This window comes from Actinomadura rupiterrae, assembly GCF_024172125.1.
Lineage (GTDB): Bacteria > Actinomycetota > Actinomycetes > Streptosporangiales > Streptosporangiaceae > Spirillospora > Spirillospora rupiterrae.
The window spans coordinates 17565-33721 of record NZ_JAMZEA010000010.1 but is presented as its reverse complement, the minus strand read 5'-3'; the positions used below and the strand labels follow the sequence as shown (position 1 = coordinate 33721).

The 16157-nt window shown below is 71.6% G+C and carries 16 protein-coding genes; 13 read left to right on the top strand and 3 right to left on the bottom strand.

All coding sequences use genetic code 11. The annotated features are described in order from the left end of the window. Positions 1 to 32: 32 nt before the first annotated feature. From FHU30_RS32290 to FHU30_RS32245, 9 genes are all read left to right on the top strand, one after another. Positions 33 to 371, top strand: coding sequence for a pilin (locus FHU30_RS32290; RefSeq protein WP_253880972.1), 339 nt, complete (start codon positions 33 to 35; stop codon positions 369 to 371). After that, entirely contained in the window at positions 368 to 2188 is a 1821-nt protein-coding gene (locus FHU30_RS32280) for a TrbL/VirB6 family protein (protein WP_504928384.1), read from the top strand. The genes FHU30_RS32290 and FHU30_RS32280 overlap by 4 nt, the downstream gene beginning before the upstream one ends. Beyond that, positions 2188 to 3105, top strand: coding sequence for a PrgI family protein (locus FHU30_RS32275; protein ID WP_253880970.1), 918 nt, complete (start codon positions 2188 to 2190; stop codon positions 3103 to 3105). The genes FHU30_RS32280 and FHU30_RS32275 overlap by 1 nt, the downstream gene beginning before the upstream one ends. Continuing rightward, on the top strand, positions 3105 to 4871 hold the full coding sequence (locus FHU30_RS32270) for a VirB4 family type IV secretion system protein (RefSeq protein ID WP_253880969.1): 1767 nt from the start codon (positions 3105 to 3107) through the stop codon (positions 4869 to 4871). The genes FHU30_RS32275 and FHU30_RS32270 overlap by 1 nt, the downstream gene beginning before the upstream one ends. Further along, positions 4868 to 7168, top strand: coding sequence for a type IV secretory system conjugative DNA transfer family protein (locus FHU30_RS32265; RefSeq protein ID WP_253880967.1), 2301 nt, complete (start codon positions 4868 to 4870; stop codon positions 7166 to 7168). Before FHU30_RS32270 ends, FHU30_RS32265 begins: the two co-directional genes overlap by 4 nt. A gap of 5 nt (positions 7169 to 7173) precedes the next feature. Then, the gene (locus FHU30_RS32260) at positions 7174 to 8049 is read left to right on the top strand and encodes a replication-relaxation family protein (RefSeq protein ID WP_253880966.1); all 876 of its coding nucleotides are present in this window, start codon (positions 7174 to 7176) and stop codon (positions 8047 to 8049) included. Then, a complete protein-coding gene (locus FHU30_RS32255; RefSeq protein ID WP_253880964.1) occupies positions 8046 to 8639 on the top strand; it encodes a VirB8/TrbF family protein in 594 nt (197 codons plus the stop codon). Before FHU30_RS32260 ends, FHU30_RS32255 begins: the two co-directional genes overlap by 4 nt. Next, positions 8636 to 9589 (top strand): C40 family peptidase, encoded by a 954-nt coding sequence (locus FHU30_RS32250; RefSeq protein WP_253880962.1) that lies wholly within the window; start codon positions 8636 to 8638, stop codon positions 9587 to 9589. The genes FHU30_RS32255 and FHU30_RS32250 overlap by 4 nt, the downstream gene beginning before the upstream one ends. Before the next feature lie 1044 nt (positions 9590 to 10633). Continuing rightward, positions 10634 to 11296: a glycoside hydrolase family 16 protein gene (locus FHU30_RS32245; RefSeq protein ID WP_253880960.1), complete on the top strand. Its 663-nt coding sequence runs from the start codon at positions 10634 to 10636 to the stop codon at positions 11294 to 11296. Positions 11297 to 11344: 48 nt separating this feature from the next. Here FHU30_RS32245 and FHU30_RS32240 read toward each other — a convergent pair whose 3' ends face one another. Beyond that, positions 11345 to 11596, bottom strand: a complete 252-nt coding sequence (locus FHU30_RS32240; RefSeq protein ID WP_253880958.1) for an aldose epimerase family protein — start codon at positions 11594 to 11596, stop codon at positions 11345 to 11347. Positions 11597 to 11739: 143 nt separating this feature from the next. On the opposite strand from FHU30_RS32240, the gene FHU30_RS32235 reads away from it, so the two are divergent. The 4 genes from FHU30_RS32235 (at position 11740) to FHU30_RS32220 (ending at position 14688) form a co-directional block, all read left to right on the top strand. Continuing rightward, complete coding sequence (locus tag FHU30_RS32235) at positions 11740 to 12246, top strand: DUF4365 domain-containing protein (RefSeq protein WP_253880956.1); 507 nt, start codon at positions 11740 to 11742, stop codon at positions 12244 to 12246. Continuing rightward, a complete protein-coding gene (locus tag FHU30_RS32230; RefSeq protein ID WP_253880954.1) occupies positions 12243 to 13394 on the top strand; it encodes a hypothetical protein in 1152 nt (383 codons plus the stop codon). The genes FHU30_RS32235 and FHU30_RS32230 overlap by 4 nt, the downstream gene beginning before the upstream one ends. 259 nt (positions 13395 to 13653) lie before the next feature. Continuing rightward, complete coding sequence (locus FHU30_RS32225) at positions 13654 to 14427, top strand: transposase family protein (RefSeq protein ID WP_253874200.1); 774 nt, start codon at positions 13654 to 13656, stop codon at positions 14425 to 14427. Between the two features lie 78 nt (positions 14428 to 14505). Continuing rightward, the gene (locus tag FHU30_RS32220; RefSeq protein ID WP_253880952.1) at positions 14506 to 14688 is read left to right on the top strand and encodes a hypothetical protein; all 183 of its coding nucleotides are present in this window, start codon (positions 14506 to 14508) and stop codon (positions 14686 to 14688) included. Positions 14689 to 14708: 20 nt separating this feature from the next. Here the strand turns inward: FHU30_RS32220 and FHU30_RS32215 are convergent, their stop codons facing one another. Then, on the bottom strand, positions 14709 to 15560 hold the full coding sequence (locus FHU30_RS32215; RefSeq protein ID WP_253880950.1) for a protein kinase domain-containing protein: 852 nt from the start codon (positions 15558 to 15560) through the stop codon (positions 14709 to 14711). Between the two features lie 134 nt (positions 15561 to 15694). Beyond that, on the bottom strand, positions 15695 to 16141 hold the full coding sequence (locus FHU30_RS32210) for a hypothetical protein (RefSeq protein WP_253880948.1): 447 nt from the start codon (positions 16139 to 16141) through the stop codon (positions 15695 to 15697). Positions 16142 to 16157 lie beyond the last annotated feature (16 nt).

The following is a 16157-nucleotide window of genomic DNA, read 5'->3' as shown; positions in this document are numbered from 1 at the left end:
CAGCGCATGTCGGCCCGGAAGGAGACGTGGCCATGCGGATGCTCAAGGCGCTGGTGCGGCTGGTGGTGCTGGTCGCGGCGGCCGGCCTGGTGGCGGCGGGGACGGGCGCTGCGGCATGGGCGGCGCCGCTGGGCGCTCCGGCCGATCTGAACACGGTGCTGAACAACCTCACCAAGCTGATCGTGAGTTTGCTGAGTGCGCTGGCGACGTTGTTCCTGACGATCGCCGGGGTGCTGTACCTGACCGCCGGCGGCAATCCCGAGCAGGTGTCCAAGGCCAAGAACGCGCTGAAGAACGCGGCGATCGGCTATGCGATCGCGGTGCTGGCGCCGCTGCTGCTGGTGCTGTTGCAGAAGGTCGTGGGGCAATGACCTCTTATCGGGACGGGTCTCGCGCGGTCAGCGGCCTGGTCGCCATCGTGCTGGTGGCGGGCGTGATCGTCCTCGGTGCCGCGGCTCCTGCGGAGGCCGTGGCGCCCTCACCGCAGCCGTCCCCTGCCGTAGCGCCGACCACCTCGTCGGCTCCCTCGCCGTCGGCGTCGCCGCCTGGGCCGGGGTCGCGGTGGAGGTTTCCGCCGTCGTGGCCGGGCCTGCCGCACCTGCCCGCCCCCAAGATCACGTTGTCGCCGCCCGCGGTGCCGCCGGTGCCCGGCGGGAGTGGTGGCAACGGTGGGGGTTCGGGCGGTGGGAGCGATTTGGTGGGTGGGTTGGTGCGGCCGTTCGTGGACGGGGTGGTGCGCTCGACCGCCGGGGAGCTGGCGGCGGTGCTGGTGCAGACGCCGCTGACCACGCCGGATCTGGCGGCCCAACCGCGGGTGCGGGACTTGTGGACGGCGTCGCTGACGGTCGCGATCGCCTGCTACGTGCTGTTCATCGTGGCCGGCGGGGTGCTGGTGATGGCGCACGAGTCGGTGCAGACCCGGTACGCGCTGCGGGAGATCGCGCCGCGGCTGGTGATCGGGATGGTCGCGGCCGCCTCCAGCCTGTCGGTGGTGGACTGGGCGATCCGGGTGTGCAACGCGGTCTCGGTGGCGCTGCTGGGCCGCGGGATCGATCTGGGCCGGGCGCTGCGGTCGCTGCTGATGACGATGACCACGCCGGTGCTGGGCGGCGGGTGGCTGGTGCTGCTGTTGGAGCTGGCCGGGCTGGTGCTGCTGATCGCGTTGATGGTCGCGCTGGTGGTGCGGGTGGTGGTCACGCTGCTGCTGGTGGTGGCGGCGCCGCTGGCGTTGGCCTGCCACGCGTTGCCGGTGACCGATGCGGTGGCGCGGGCGTGGTGGCGGTTGTTGGCGGCGGTGCTGGCGGTGGAGGTCGTCGAGTCCCTGTCGCTGATCATCGCGGTGCGGGTGCTGAGCAACTCCGACGGCCGCCAGGCCAGCGGGCTGCTGCCGGGCGGGCAGGTGGTGAACCTGATCGTCACCGTGTGCCTGATCTATGTGATGGTCAAGGTGCCGGTGTGGGCGTTCCGGATGGCGCTGCAGCGCACCGGGCACCGGTCGCCGCTGCTGGTGCGGATGGCGGTGTGGCTGGCGGCGGGCCGGTTGCTGCGCGGCGCCGAACGCAGCCTGGGCCGGTTCTGGGGCGGCTGGGGTTCCGGACCTGCCCCAGGAGCGGGATCTGGCGGGGGTCCGCGGGGCGGCGGCGGGCCGTCCGGCGGATGGTGGGGGCGATGGCGCGGCCGGGCCGCGGGCGCGGGTGCTGCGGCGGCTGGGGCGGTGTCCGGCGGCGCCGGGGCTGCTGGGGCAGCGGGACGGGCCGCGGGCGCCGGTGCGGGGCGGCGGGTGGTGCGTCCCCGGCATTCCGCGCCGCGTCCGCAGGCACCGGCGCGCGGCGGGTATCGCGCCGGATGGGCGGCGCGCCCGACCTCTCCCCCGGTGCCGCCCTCCCCCAGCGCCGGGGATGGGCCTCGGCCGGGCGGGGTGGCGCCGCAGCCGCGCTGGGCGCGGCCCGAGGGGCGGTGGCTGCCGCCGGATCTGCAGTGGTACCGGCGGGTGCAGCCGCGGCCGGGGTCGGGCCCGGAATCGAATCGTCAGCAGCGGCGGTGGGGGCCGCCGGACGCGCCGGTGCAGCAGTGGCCGGCGCCCTATGCCGGGCCGTGGCAGCAGCCGCCGCACCGGCCGCGGCCGGTGCCGCGCGGCCGCTGGCCGCAGCCGCGACCGCCGCAGGGCCCGGGGTGGAGGTCACCGTGATGAGCGCTCCGCCCAGTGTGCGGCTGCCCGCCGATATCGAACGCGAGGACCACCTCATCGGGTCGTGGTCGGCCCGGCAGGTGGCGATCCTGGCCAGCACCGGCACGCTGTGCTGGCTGATGTACCTGCTGGTCGGACAGCTGCTGCCGTGGCCGGTGACGGTCGCGGCGCTGATCGTGGTGGCGGCCGGCGGGGCGGTGCTGGCGCTGGGGCAGTGGGAGGGGCTGAGCGCCGACCGGTACCTGCTGGCGGCCTGGCGCTTCGCCCGCAGCCCGCACCGGCAGGTGCTGGCCCCCGAGGGCCTGGTCGACACCTCCGCCTGGTTCCCCGACGCGGGCCGGGTGGCGGCGGTGCGGCTGCCGGTCACCGCAATGGGCGCCGACGGGGTGCTGGAGTTGTCCTCGGGGGCGGTGGCGGTGGTGGCCGAGGCGTCCACCGTCGGGTTCGCCTTCCGCACCCCCGCCGAGCAGCGGGCGCTGGTGGCGGCGTTCGCGCGCTGGCTCAACTCCCTCACCGCGCCGGTGCAGATCGTGGTGCGCGCCCAGTGGGTGGACCTGGCGCCGCTGGCGGCCGCGCTGGAGGACAACGCCCCCGCGCTGGCGCATCCGGCGCTGGAGCAGGCCGCGCGGCAGCACGCCCGGTTCCTGCTGGAACTGGAGGCGGGCAGTGTGCTGCTGCGCCGCCAGGTGCTGCTGGTGTTCACCGAACCGGCCGCCGGGCGCGGGCAGGCCGCCGAACGGGCCGTGCAGCGGGTGGAGGCGGCGGCGCGGACGCTGGCCGCCGCCGAGATCACCGTGCGGCGGCTGGACGGCGGGGAGCTGGCGCCGCTGCTGGCCACCGCGGTCGATCCGCTCGACCCACTGCCCGCCACCAGCGGATGGGCCGCACCCGACCAAGTGACCCAAGGAGCGCGGTGATGAACCGCTGGATCAAGATCGCCTCCGGGCCCGCGGTCGACCGGCGGCCGGGGGCACCAGTCGGACCGTCCGGGATGCAGGTGATGGCGCGGCGGCTGGAGCTGCCGGGCGGGGTGTGCGCGAGCTTCGCGGTCGCCGGATACCCGGCGGAGGTCGCGGCAGGGTGGCTGGAGCCGCTGCTGTCCTACCCCGGGCAACTCGAGATCGCGCTGCACCTGGAGCCGGTGCCCGCCGCGGTGGCCGCCGCGCGACTGCGGCGCCAGCGGGGCCGGTTGGAGTCCGAACGCCGCGCCGCCGCAGACCACGGCCGCCTCCAGGACCCCGGCGTGGAGGCCGCGGTCGAGGACGCGACCGAGCTGGCGGCACGCCTGGCCCGCGCCGAGGGCCGCCTGTTCCGGATCGGGCTGTATCTGACCGTGCACGCCGCCGACCCCGACGAGCTGGAGGCCGAGACGGCGCGGGTGCGGGCGCTGGCCGCCTCGCTGCTGCTGGACGCCCAGCCGGTCACCTTCCGGCAATGGCAAGGCTGGGTCAGCTGCCTGCCCTTGGGCACCGACCTACTGCGCATGCGGCGGATCTTCGACACCGACGCGGCCGCCGCGTGCTTCCCCTTCGGATCCGCCGACCTGACCGGAACGCGCGGGCCGACCAGCGTCCTGTACGGCATCAACCTGGCCTCGTCCTCGCCGGTGGTCTGGGACCGGTTCGCCCAGGAGAACTACAACAGCGTGCTGCTGGCCCGCTCGGGCGCCGGCAAGTCCTACCTGGCCAAACTCGAAACCCAGCGGTACCTGCTGGCCGGGGTCGAGGCCGCCGTCATCGACCCCGAGGACGAGTACGCGCACCTGGCCGAGGAGCTGGGCGGGGCGTATGTGCATCTGGGCGCTCCGCAGGTGCGGCTCAACCCCTTCGACCTTCCCTCCGCCGCGCACCCCGACGCCCTGACCCGCCGCGCGCTGTTCCTGCACACCCTGGCGGGGGTGCTGGTCGGCGACCAGGTGCCGGCACGAGCGCGGGCAGCACTCGACACCGCGATCATGGCCGCCTACCAGCAGGCCGGGATCACCACCGATCCGCGCACCTGGCGACGTCCAGCGCCGCTGCTGGCCGACCTGGTGGAGGTGCTGGCGGCCGATCCCGACGGTGCAGAGCTGGCCGCGCACCTGGTGCCGTTCGTGCGCGGCACGCACCGGGCCCTGTTCGACGGGCCGACCACCACCCGCCCCGACGCGCACCTGATCGTGTTCTCGCTGCGGGACCTGCCCGAGGAGCTGCAACCGGTCGGGCACCTGCTCGCATTGGACTGGGTGTGGCGGCGCGTCACCAACCCCACCGACCTGCGTCCACGGCTGGTAGTGGTGGACGAGGCGTGGCTGCTGATGCAAAGCGTGCACGGCGCCCGGTTCCTGCACCGCCTCGCCAAGGCGGCCCGCAAGTACTGGGTCGGGCTGACCTGCATCACCCAGGACGTCGACGACCTGCTGGGCAGCGACCTGGGCCGGTCGGTCATCGCCAACGCCGCCACCCAGATCCTGCTGCGGCAGGCGCCGCAAGTGATCGACCGGGTCGCTGAGGTGTTCCACCTGTCGGCCGGCGAGGCGGCGTTCCTGGCCGCCGCCGAGACCGGCGAGGGGCTGCTGGCGGCCGGACGCCAGCGCGTCCCGTTCAAGGCGATCGCGTCCGACCGCGACCACCAAATGGTTACCAGCGACCCGGCCGAACGCTCCGCCGCCCAGTCCCTGCGTGTGCTGCGAGGCGGCTCATGACCGGGACCACGCTCGTCTGGGTGCCGGCGGCGCTGCTGGTGTGCAGCGGGCTGCTCGGGCTAGCCGCCCGCCGTCTGCGCGCCGCACGCCGCTGCGGCCCCGCGCCGGGCGGGGTGCGGGTGGAGATCTTGCCGCCGCCTGATTCGCCGCTGTCAGGGGCGGTGACGTTGTGGACGCACCTGGCGGGTTTCGCCCTGCCGCGCGGCGCGTGTCTGGCGTTCGAATACCAGTGGGACGCCGACGGTGTCCAGATCGGGCTGTGGCTGCCATCCGAAGTCGCTGCGGACGCGGTCGCCCAAGCCGTCGAGGCCGCCTGGCCGGGAGCGCACACGCGCGTCCGCGACTGCGGCGCGGTGCTCCCGCCGTCGACCATCCTCGCGGGTGGCTGCCTACGGCTGGCGCGTCCGGACGCACTGCCGCTGCGCAGCGACTTTACGGCCGACCCGCTGCGCGCACTGCTGACGGCCGCCGCAGCGCGTCAACCCAGCGAGGTGGCCCTGGTGCAGGTGCTGGTGCGTCCGGCCTCGTGGTGGCGGGCCGCCCGCTCCGGCGGCGGCCTGCCGACCGGGCGGGGCCGACGCGTGCGTCCGGTGGACGTGCTCGCGCCCCGGATGACGGAGGGCGCGGCCGGGGCGGGCCGCACCGCGCAGGCCAAGGCGGCGCTGGACAAGGCCGCCCATCCCCGGTTCGAAGCGACGCTGTACTACGCCGCCGGCCAGGTCGGGGACACCGCCACCCCCTCACCGCTGGCGGCGCGCGCCGAGGCGATCGCCGCGAGCTTCGCCTTGTTCACCAGCCGCCACAACCGTCTCCGCCCCCGTCCCTGCCGCGACTTGGCCACCCGGATGAGCGCCCGCCGGTTGCGGCACGGGGCGCTGCTGTCGGTGCCGGAACTGGCGGCATTGGCACACCTGCCGGTGGACCAGGCCGTGCCCGGACTGGTGCGAGCCGGAGCACGGGCGATCCCGCCCCCGCCGATCATCCCGGTCCTGGACGCCCGTCCCGCCGTGAAGATCCTCGGCGACGCCGACGCCGGCACGCCCCGCACGGTTGCGCTGCCGGTCGCCGGGGCCCGGCATCACGTGCACGTGTCCGGCGCGACCGGCTCGGGCAAGACCACCCTGCTCACCCAGTGGATCCTGGACGATGCCGCCGCCGGACGCGGCGCGGTCGTGCTGGACTGCAAAGGCGACCAGACCATCGACCTGCTCGACCGGCTCCCCCTAGAGATCGCCGACCGCGCCATCCTCATCGACCCGGCCCAGCCCGGTCCGCCGCCCGGAGTGAACGTGCTGGCCGGCCCCGACCCGCACCTGACCGTCGACAGCGTGGTCGCCACCTTCCGGCAGATGTACGCCGACTCCTGGGGCCCGCGCACCGACGACATCCTCCGCGCCGCCTGCCTGTCGCTGACCACGCTGCCCGGCGCGTCGCTGGCCGACGTGTCGCGGCTGCTCACCGACCCTGGCTACCGCGCCGACGTGCGGGCCCGGCTGGACGACCCGGTCCTGGCCGAGTTCTGGGCTTGGTATGACCACCTGTCGCACCCCGGCCGGGCCACTGCGATCGCCCCAGTGCAGAACAAACTCCGGGCGCTGCTGCTGCGCCCCTTCGTCCGCGCGGTCATCGCCCGACCGCACACCGCCATCGACCTGGCCGCCGTGCTGGACGGCGGGCTGCTGCTGATCCGCATCCCCAAAGGCGAACTCGGCAGCGACACCGTCCGCCTGCTCGGCTCGTTCCTGCTGGCGGCGGTGTGGGAGTACGCCACCCACCGCGTCCAGCTCGGCGAACACCTGCGCCGCGACGCCACCGTCTACATCGACGAGGCCTTCAACTACCTCGGCCTGATCCGCAGCCTGGAAGACCTGCTCGCCGAAGCCCGCGCCTTCCACCTCGGCCTGGTCCTGGCGCACCAGGACATGGCGCAGATCCCCAAGAACCTGCGCGAAGAGGTCTCCACCAACGCCCGCAACAAGATCTTCTTCGCCGTCTCCCCCGAAGACGCCGAACTCCACCAGCGCCACGTCCACCCCCAGCTCACCCGCCACGACCTGGCCCACCTGGACGCCTTCCAAGCCGCCGCCCGCCTCATCGTCGACAACGCCGTCACCCCCGCCTTCACCTTCCGCACCCGGCCGCTACCGCCGCCCATCCCCGGCCGCGCCGACCAACTACGCCAAATGTTCGCCGCCCGCACCGCCGCGCTCCCGCCCCCACCCGAGACGCCGGCGCCGCTGCCGGCACCACCCGGCGCCGCCGCCGGCTACCTGCCGCCGGTCTTCCGCAAGGAGTGATCGCCATGCACACCGCGCGCCAGCTCGCCAACCATGTCGGACGCGGCCTGGCCCGCCCGCATCCGCGCCCCCGCGTATCGTTCCCGCTGCTCAAACGCCTCCACCAGACGCTGACGGCGCGCGACTGGTGGATCCTGGCCGCCCTCGCCGAACACCGCGTCCTCACCACCGGGCAGCTGAGGCGGCTCGCCTTCGACACCGACTCCGGCGCCCGCCACCGGCTGCACACCCTGTTCGAGCTGCGCGCCGTGGACCGGTTCCGCCCCCTCACCCTGGTCGGGTCGGCGCCGCACCACTATGTGCTGGACAAAGCCGGGGCGCTGCTTTTGGCCGAACGCCGCGAGGTCACCCTCACCGAGCTCCCGTACCGGCCCGACGACGCGCTCCAGCTGGCGTTCTCCCGCGCACTGCCGCACACCGTCGCCGTCAACGACTTCTTCACCCGCCTGGCGGCTGCCGCACGCGGCGACCCCGACCGGGAGCTGACGCTGTGGTGGCCCGAACGCCGCTGCGGCCAGGCCTGGGGCGACCTGATCCGCCCCGACGGCTACGGGATCTGGCGCGACCACGACCGCACGACCGGCTTCTTCGCCGAAATCGACCTAGGCACCGAACCCCTCGACACCCTCACCCACAAAGTCGACCGGTACGTCCAACTCGCCCACGACACCGGCAGCCCGCTGCCGGTGCTGTTCCAACTCCCCGGCCCGCACCGCGAATACGGCCTGCACCAAGCCCTCGGCACCCCGCCGATCCCCGTCGCCACCACCCTGGCGGCCCTCACCGCAGACCCCGCCGGGCCGGTGTGGCTGCCGGTCGGCGCCGACGGCGAGCGCCAGTCCCTCATCAGCCTCACCACGCCGACCGGGGGTCCGTCATGACCGTGGTGATCCGACGCAGCCACCTTGTGGCCGGCCTGTTGCTGGGCACCGCCCTGGCCCTGGTCGCCTACACCACCCTCACCTCGGGCAGCCGCACCACTCCACCGGGCCGTCCCGTGGACGCCGCACCAAACATCACCGCGCTGCTGCCGATCCCACCCGGCCAACTGGCCGCAGTGGCCGACCTGGCCCGCCGGTTCGTGACCGCCTACGGCAGCTACCGCTACGACCAGACCCCCGACGCCTACCTGACGCCGCTGCGCCCCCTCACCGACGACACCCTCTACCAGCAACTGGCCCGCACCGCCGCCGACCCCGCCGTGCTGGCCGACCGCCACGCCCACCACATGTCAGCCACCGCCGACGCCCAGGTCACCGCTGTCCAGGACCTGCAATCCCGCGCGGTCATCCTGGCGGTCACCGGCCGCCAACACCTGCTGCGCGACGGCACCGCCAGCACCGACACCCAGGCCTTCACCGTCACCGCCACCCGCACAAACGACCCGGGTGAGGCGGACGGTTCGGCGCGCGACTGGCGGATCAGCGCGCTCACTCCGGTCGCCGACGGACAGCCCGGCGACCAGCCATGACCATGGTGCGGCTGGCCGCCGCCGCCTCCATCACCTTGGTCGCTGCGCTGACCGCGCCCGTCGTGGTGCTCACCGCCCAAGCCCAGCACACCTGCCCCGCCACCCAGCCGCGCCCACCAGCAGCCACCCGCGACATCCCACCCCGCTACCTGGCGCTCTACCAGGCCGCCGGACACGCCTACGGCCTTCCCTGGAGCGTGCTGGCGGCGATCGGGGCGGTCGAGTCCGACCACGGACGCGGCCCCGACCCCGGCATCCATGCGGGCGCCAACCAGGCCGGCGCGATGGGACCGATGCAGCTGGTCGCCGACAACTGGCGGCACTTCGCCGTCGACGGCGACCACGACGGCCGCACCGACATCTACAACCCGGCCGACGCCATCTTCACCGCCGCCCACTACCTGCGCCACTCCGGCGCGCCCGCCCGCATGCAGGCCGCGCTGTTCGAATACAACCACTCGCTGGCCTATGTCCACCTGGTCCTGGACCGCGCTGCCCGCTACGCCCGCACCCCCGCCACCGCCACGGCCAGCTGGCTGTCCCGCTGCCTGCACGGCGCCGCCGCCCCCGCCGCCGTGGCGGGACTGGGACGGCGGGCCGCCCGCGTGCTGGCTTTTGCCCGCGCCCAACTCGGCAAACCGTACGTCTACGGCGCGCTCGGCCCCGCCGCCTTCGACTGCTCAGGGCTGGTAGTGCGCGCCTACCAGGCCGCCGGACTCACCCTGCCGCGCACCACCTACGACCAATGGCGCACCCTGCCGCACCTGCGACCCGGCACCGAACAACCCGGCGACCTGGTCTTCATGCGCATGGAGCCCGGCGGCCCCGGCCACGTCGGGATCGTCCTCGGCGACGGCCGCATGATCGCCGCCCCGCACACCGGCACCGTCGTCCAGATCCAGACCTACCGCCACCGCCCAGACCTGGTCGGCTTCGCCCGACCCCGCTGACACCCAGAAGAGAGGGGATCCTCATGCGCCACCTGCTGCTCGCGACCGCCTGCGCCACCGCGGCCACCGGAACCGCCATCGGCTTCCTCCTCGGCCCGCTCCCCGGCAACGCCACCGCCTCCCACCCGGCACCGACCACCCCGGCCACGACTTCGGACGTGACGCTGCACCTGGCGCTGAACATGCCCGCCGGCGACCGCCCCCGCGCCGCCGCACTCGGCTACACCCTGTTCGACACCACCCCCGACACCAACGACCTGAACCAGCTACCGCCCGGCAGCCGCGCCCTGCTGTGGGTCGGCAACACCACCTGCGCCCCCTTCACCACCACCGAGTCCGCCTTCACCCGGCTGGTCCACCGCTACGCCCACGACCCACGCGTCTACGGCTGGTACCTGTCCGACGAACCCAACCCCCAGCAATGCCCGGGCATCGTCGCCCACCTGCGCGCCCGCGCCGACACCATCCACCGCTACGCGCCCGGCCAGAAAGCCTTCGCCTCCCTCACCGACTACCCGATGGCCCCGCTGCGCCCCGCGGCCAGCCACCTGGACCTGATCGGCCTGGACCCCTACCCCTGCCGCACCGACAGCTCCACCTGCCACCTGCAAGCCATCGACACGATGGTCACCCAAGCCGACCGCGCCGGATTCCCCCGCTCGATGATCGTCCCAGTGATCCAGACCTTCGGCCAGGCCTGCGCCACCGGCGAGAAAACCTGGCGGCTACCCAACGCCGGGCAACTGCTGGCGATCCTCAACCGCTGGGACGCCCTGATCCCCCACCCCGCCGTCGACATCAGCTACTCCTGGGGCCACCAACCCGCCTGGGCCTGCCCCACCCTCACCGACGCACCCGCGCTGCAAGCCACCATCAAGCAGCACAACCGGCCACAACCTAGCTCCCCGAGGACCACACCCACACCAACCACGAGCACCCCGCCAGCACCCAACGCGTGGGGTCCGCCCGCGTTGACCGACAACTTCACCGGCACCCACCTTGACCCCGCCAAGTGGATCGTCTACGACTCCCCCCACCGACAGGGTGAACCCCCGCACCGCCCAAGCCACCACCGTCTCCGGCGGCGCCCTGCACCTCACCGGTGCTCTCTACGGCGGCAAGGACCTGTCCGGCGGCATCGCCTCCACCCTGCTGCAACGCTACGGACGCTGGGAAGTCCGCCTGCGCGCCGACCCCGGCCGCGGCTACTCCCCCGTCGCCCTGCTGTGGCCCGCCCACTTCGGCCACCCCGAGAAAGCCGAAATCGACTTCACCGAAATCCCCGACCCCACCCGCCACACCGCCGACATCCACATCCACCACGGCCCCACCGACCAGCAGGCCACCCACCAGCTCCACGCCGACTTCACCCACTGGCACACCATCGCCGTCGACTGGCTCCCCGACCACCTCACCTTCTGGCCCGACGGCCACCCCACCTGGACCTACACCGGCCCCCTCCTCCCCCAACACACCACCATGGGCCTCACCCTCCAAAACGACCAAACCTGCGACCGCGGCCCCACCGCCTGCCGCGACCACACCACCCCCGCCAAAGTCACCATGGACATCGACTGGATCCGCATCTACCCCGCCCCTCCCACCAGCACCAACGCCCCGTTGTCAACCCCCTCAGCAACACCCGCCAGCCCAACACCCACACCTTCACGCCCCACGACCTGCCCAGCCCCACCGCCCCGGCAATAGCTGGGCGGCGCGTTGGCAGTGGCTTGGCGGACACGCCAACCCCGCCACTCATAATGAGTGCCTGGTGAAGGCGCGGTCGATGTTCTGGTCGCCGAGCCGCCGCCCGGCGCGCAGGTCGTACTCGGTGCCCTCGACCGCCGTCGGCGGGCCCGGCGGGATAATCCGGGGGTTCACCGGCCGGTACTGCGCGCCGGGGATCTGCACGATGCAGCCGTCGATCGGCTCGCCGACCGACAGGTACGAGTGCGCGCCGTGCCTGTACGGCGCGGCGACCCGGCCTGGGTTGGCGTCCTCCCCCAAGACCCGCGAGAGTCCATGGCCGCCAAGGCAAGTTCATGCGCAACCGCACCCCGGCCGCCTGACCGGGCTTCACTTTCACCACGGTCAAATCTGGGTCAAGATAAGAAAGCGAAGGAGATCTGGAACCAGCCTCTGAAGGCGGCTTGCCCGAAGCAGAGTCGTGGCAGAAGGAGCATTTCAGCAACGCCTACATGCTCGCGATCGCAACGAGGGGCGGCTGCACTATAGGCACTTGGAACCAGGACAAGGACGGCGTGGATGTCACGCTTCGCCGACGGGGCCTCATGGTCGACTTCCAGCTGAAGTGCACTCACAACCCTCGCGGCGCGGGCGGTGACTTGGTCTACGACCTCGATGTCGCAACCTACAACAAGCTACGCGACCCAGAACGCAGCGCCCCGGGATACATGGCCCTGGTCATCGTTCCCGCCATCCTGGATGACTGGATCCTTCACGAACCCACCCGTCTCCTGATGGCATGTCACGGCTACTGGGCAAAGCTCCAAGACCAACTTCCGCCCCGTGGCAACGCAACCACCGCCGTCCGCCTCCCTCGCACCCAAGCGTTGACATGCGAGTCCCTCGAACTTATGTTCCAAGTAGCTCTGCGGCGGATAAAGACAGGGCATGACGAGGGCGAGGCGGCATGACGCCTGACCTGCAGCAGAACGTCGACCCCAGCGAAATCAAGGCCTACCTCCGGCTAGAGGGATGGAGTCCTTCAGAGGCGGGCCCGCTGGCGGAACTGTGGAGTCGGCGCGACCTCCCCACGGAGGGTCTGCTAGTCCCCCTCATCAAGACGGCAAGTGACTATGAGAAACGCGTCTGGTTGTTGGTGCAGGATCTCGCACGAGTGGAGCAGCGAGAGAGTCATCAGATCCAGCGGGACATCGCGCTGGTCTTCCACGACGTCACCCGCGTGCGGGCAGCTCATCCAGAGTTGATCGACGACTCAATCCCATTTGATGCCGGCGTTCGCCTTTTTTATACGGCAAGACAACTTGTCCAAGCCTCCGCGGCGGCAACAATTCGCCGCCAAGGGAGTTTCGGCAACTCGATGCCCCTACGAGCACGAGAGCACCTCCGCAGCGTGCGGTTGGGCCAGACACAACGCGGCTCCTACATCCTTCCGATCATCAGTCGCGCCCGCCCAGCCCCTCCGGTGAGTTCCGATCCACAGATCGGGCTGGACATCGCCGTCGAGGATGCTCTATTCGATCGCCGCGTGACCAGCACGATGTCCGATGCGCTCAACACCCTGCACGAGATCACCGTTCAATCCGATCGCCGTCCCAGTTCGCGCGAGGTCGCAGATGCCGTACGGGAGGGAGTCTCGCGCGAACTTTGTCGGGCCGTCGATGCGGCGCTCAAACAGGAGAGCGTCGCGGAACTGGACGTGACGTTCTCATGGTCCCGCGCCACTCAAGCGCCGCATGGAGTGCCCGACTCGGTGACGTTTCCCCAAGAGGCCCAGGAAAACGTCGAGTACGTGGCCGAACAGTTGAAGCGCGTCCGAACCCCGCGTGAGCATGTCCTGTTCGGACGCATCACCTACCTGCACCATGAGGCCGACGAGGAAGCTTCGGGAGGCGAGGTGGGCATGGAGACGATCGTCGACCACCGACGCAAGACGATCTGGTTCGGCTTGGACGAGGAAACCTACCAAGAAGCGGTCCGGCATCACGGCGATAGGCGGCGCGTCATGGTGACGGGGATCCTCGATGCTGCCCCTGGTCGACGCGCGACCATGAGCGTGACAGCCTTCGGACCAGACCTGTCGTTGGACAGCGCCAGGTGACGCTCCTACCTGCCCGAAGTCGATTGGGTGAAGCTCCGGATCAGTGGTGCTATACGAAGGCACGCATGGCGGGTGGTTCACAGAATGGAGGCCGGTCATGCCAGATGCGCAGTTCCTGACCAGTGAACCTTTTCCAGCAGCCTCTTCAAGGCTGCTGATCACAGCATGATCGCGGGCGGCGTGGCTGGCCGTGGACGTGAAGAAACCCCTGGTAGGAGAGGGGTCTCTGACCTCCGCCCCCCACAACCAGAGGTTTCACGTGCTTTTCTATCGTGCTTCGCTGCCGTTGTCGCGTTCGACTCTGAACTACCTGACCGGTCTCGTCCGGCGGGAGCGGACGAAGCTGAAGAGCAAGGGCCGGGCTTTGAACGCGGGGCAGCAGGCGCTGATGACGCTCGCATACTTGAAGAAGGGCGATACGTTCGCGCAGCTCGCGGCAGGTTTCGGGGTCGGGACGACGACCGCGTGGAGGTATGTGAACGAGGTCGTGGCTTGGCTGTCGGCCCGCTCACCCAAGCTCGGCACCACACTCGCCAGGGCGAAGAAAGACGGGCTGGGACATCTGATCCTGGACGGCACTCTCATCGCGACCGACCGCCTCCGCGCCGACCGGCTCTTCTACTCGGGCAAGCATCACAAGCACGGCGTGAACCTGCAGGTAATTGCCGGCCCGTACGGGCAGATCGTGTGGGTGTCGGGTGCGGTACCCGGCTCGATCCACGACCTGAAAGCGGCCCGGAACTGGGGAATCATCCGCGCCCTGGCAGCGTGCGGGCTGCCGGTCCTGGCCGACAAGGGCTACGTCGGCGCCGGTCCCGCGATCATCGTTCCTTACAAGGGCAGGAACAAGCCCGCCTCCCAGAAACAAGCCAACCGGGCCCACGCCAAGCTCCGCGGACCAGGTGAACGCGGAAACGCCCAGCTCAAGTCATGGAAGATCCTCACCAAGCTCCGCTGCTGCCCCTACCGCGCCGGCCACCTCGCCAAGGCCATCAGCGTCCTACAAAACCGCGAGGCCGCCCTCGCCCCGTGATGGAAAAGGCTCAGTGCTCGAAGTGGCGCCGCAGCCGGAGATGCCCGCCTCCTCATCAACGCCCTCGCACAGACCACGATGCGCGACTACGTCACCATCCGCTGGACGAAGAGCTCATGGCGCATCAACGTGCCGCTGCTCGACGACGACACACACGGCACCGGCCTCGCCGAAGCCGCACAGATCCACCTCCCGCGCCTCCAACTGCCTCAACTCAACGACACCCTCGCCCAGCTCCCAGCACTGCACCTAACCCCCTGATCAGCACGCCGTCCAGGCAGTCAGGCTCGCTGCGGCGAGTGTTGGGTTGTGTGCCCTGATTGTGGGACCAGTGAGGTTGCGAGTTCCTCGGCGGTCGGCCGGTCGGCGGGGTCGGCGGCCAGGCAGGCGGCGATGATCTCCTGGAAAGCCGGGAACGGCCAAGGCCGGGTCGTGGCCGGGGCGCGGCGCAGTGCGGCGATGTCGGCCAGTTGCCCCGGGCGGCCAGCGGCGGGGGCAGCGTAGGTGATCGGCGGGGTCCGGGTCCAGGACCACCACAAGCAGGCACCCAGGGACCAGATGTCGGCCTGCGGCGTGGCGGTGATGTGCTCCTTCGACGCCAGGATCGCTGCCGCGATCTCCGGGGCGGTGGTGTGGGCCAGGCCGCCACGGTGCAGGTAAGACGGGACGGTCACCGTCGGGTGCTGCGCACACGCGAGGTCGATCAGGTGTGTGCGGTCGCGTTCGAACAGGACGTGATCGGGTTGGAGGTCACCGTGTGCCCATCCGGCGGCGTGCAGCTCGGCGAGCGCGGCGGCCGCATCGCGGGTGCAGGCGAGGGCGTGGCTGCGGGTGGCCTGGCTGTCGCTGCGGTGTGCCGGTTCCAGGGCGTCCCACAGGGTGGTGCCTTCGATCCAGCGCAGCAGCAGCCACGACCGGTCGCCGTCCGGGCCGTGGTCGTCGCCGTCCCAGCCGTGGTCGCGATAGAACTCGGTGCCCAGCAGCTTGAGGATCTCGCCTTCGCGGCCGGCCATCAGCCCGTCGGTGATCTTCAGGGCGAGGTCGTCGATCCGGTAGACGGTGGTGCCGCGCCGGTCGTGCAGGAGGTTCGCCTGGTCGGTGTCGAGCCCGAGGTGGGTGATGAGGCGGTCCACGCTTGAGCCCCTTCGGCCACGACGTCACTGGAGTGACCAGTGTGCCGTGTCCGCAGGGGCTCGGTGTCGGAACCTGCGAGACGCGGGCGCCCCCGGAGCCGCGGGGGCTTCGGGGGCGCGGGTCTGGCGTTGGATTAGGCCGCCTGGGCGGACGGTGGGGCGGCCGTCCAGTGGGTGACAGTGATGTCGTCCATCGGGATGCCGAGGTCGGCGTAGATGCGGGTGTGCATGCGCCCGAGCCAGGCGTCGCGGCGCTCGGCGAAGAACGCGGCGTCGAACCAGGCGACGCCCAGGAGCACGGTGCCGCCGCCGTCGGGGTTGCCGGGCTCGGGCTCGAACCAGGTGCATTCCCAGTCCCAGAGCATCTGCTCTTCGGGGCGGGACCGCAGCCGCTCGTCGGAGGCGCGCAGCGCCTCGATGCATCGCTGGGCGACCTCGGCGTTCGGGCAGTAGTAGCTGCAGTCGCTCTTGGCGATCGGGACCTTCCCGGCCAGGCGGACCGGGTCGGCGTCCGAGCCGGTGAGCACCCGGATTCGGGTGACCTGCTCGGTGGTGGGGACCTCGTACAGGGTGGTGGTCATGCCCGTGCTCCTTTCG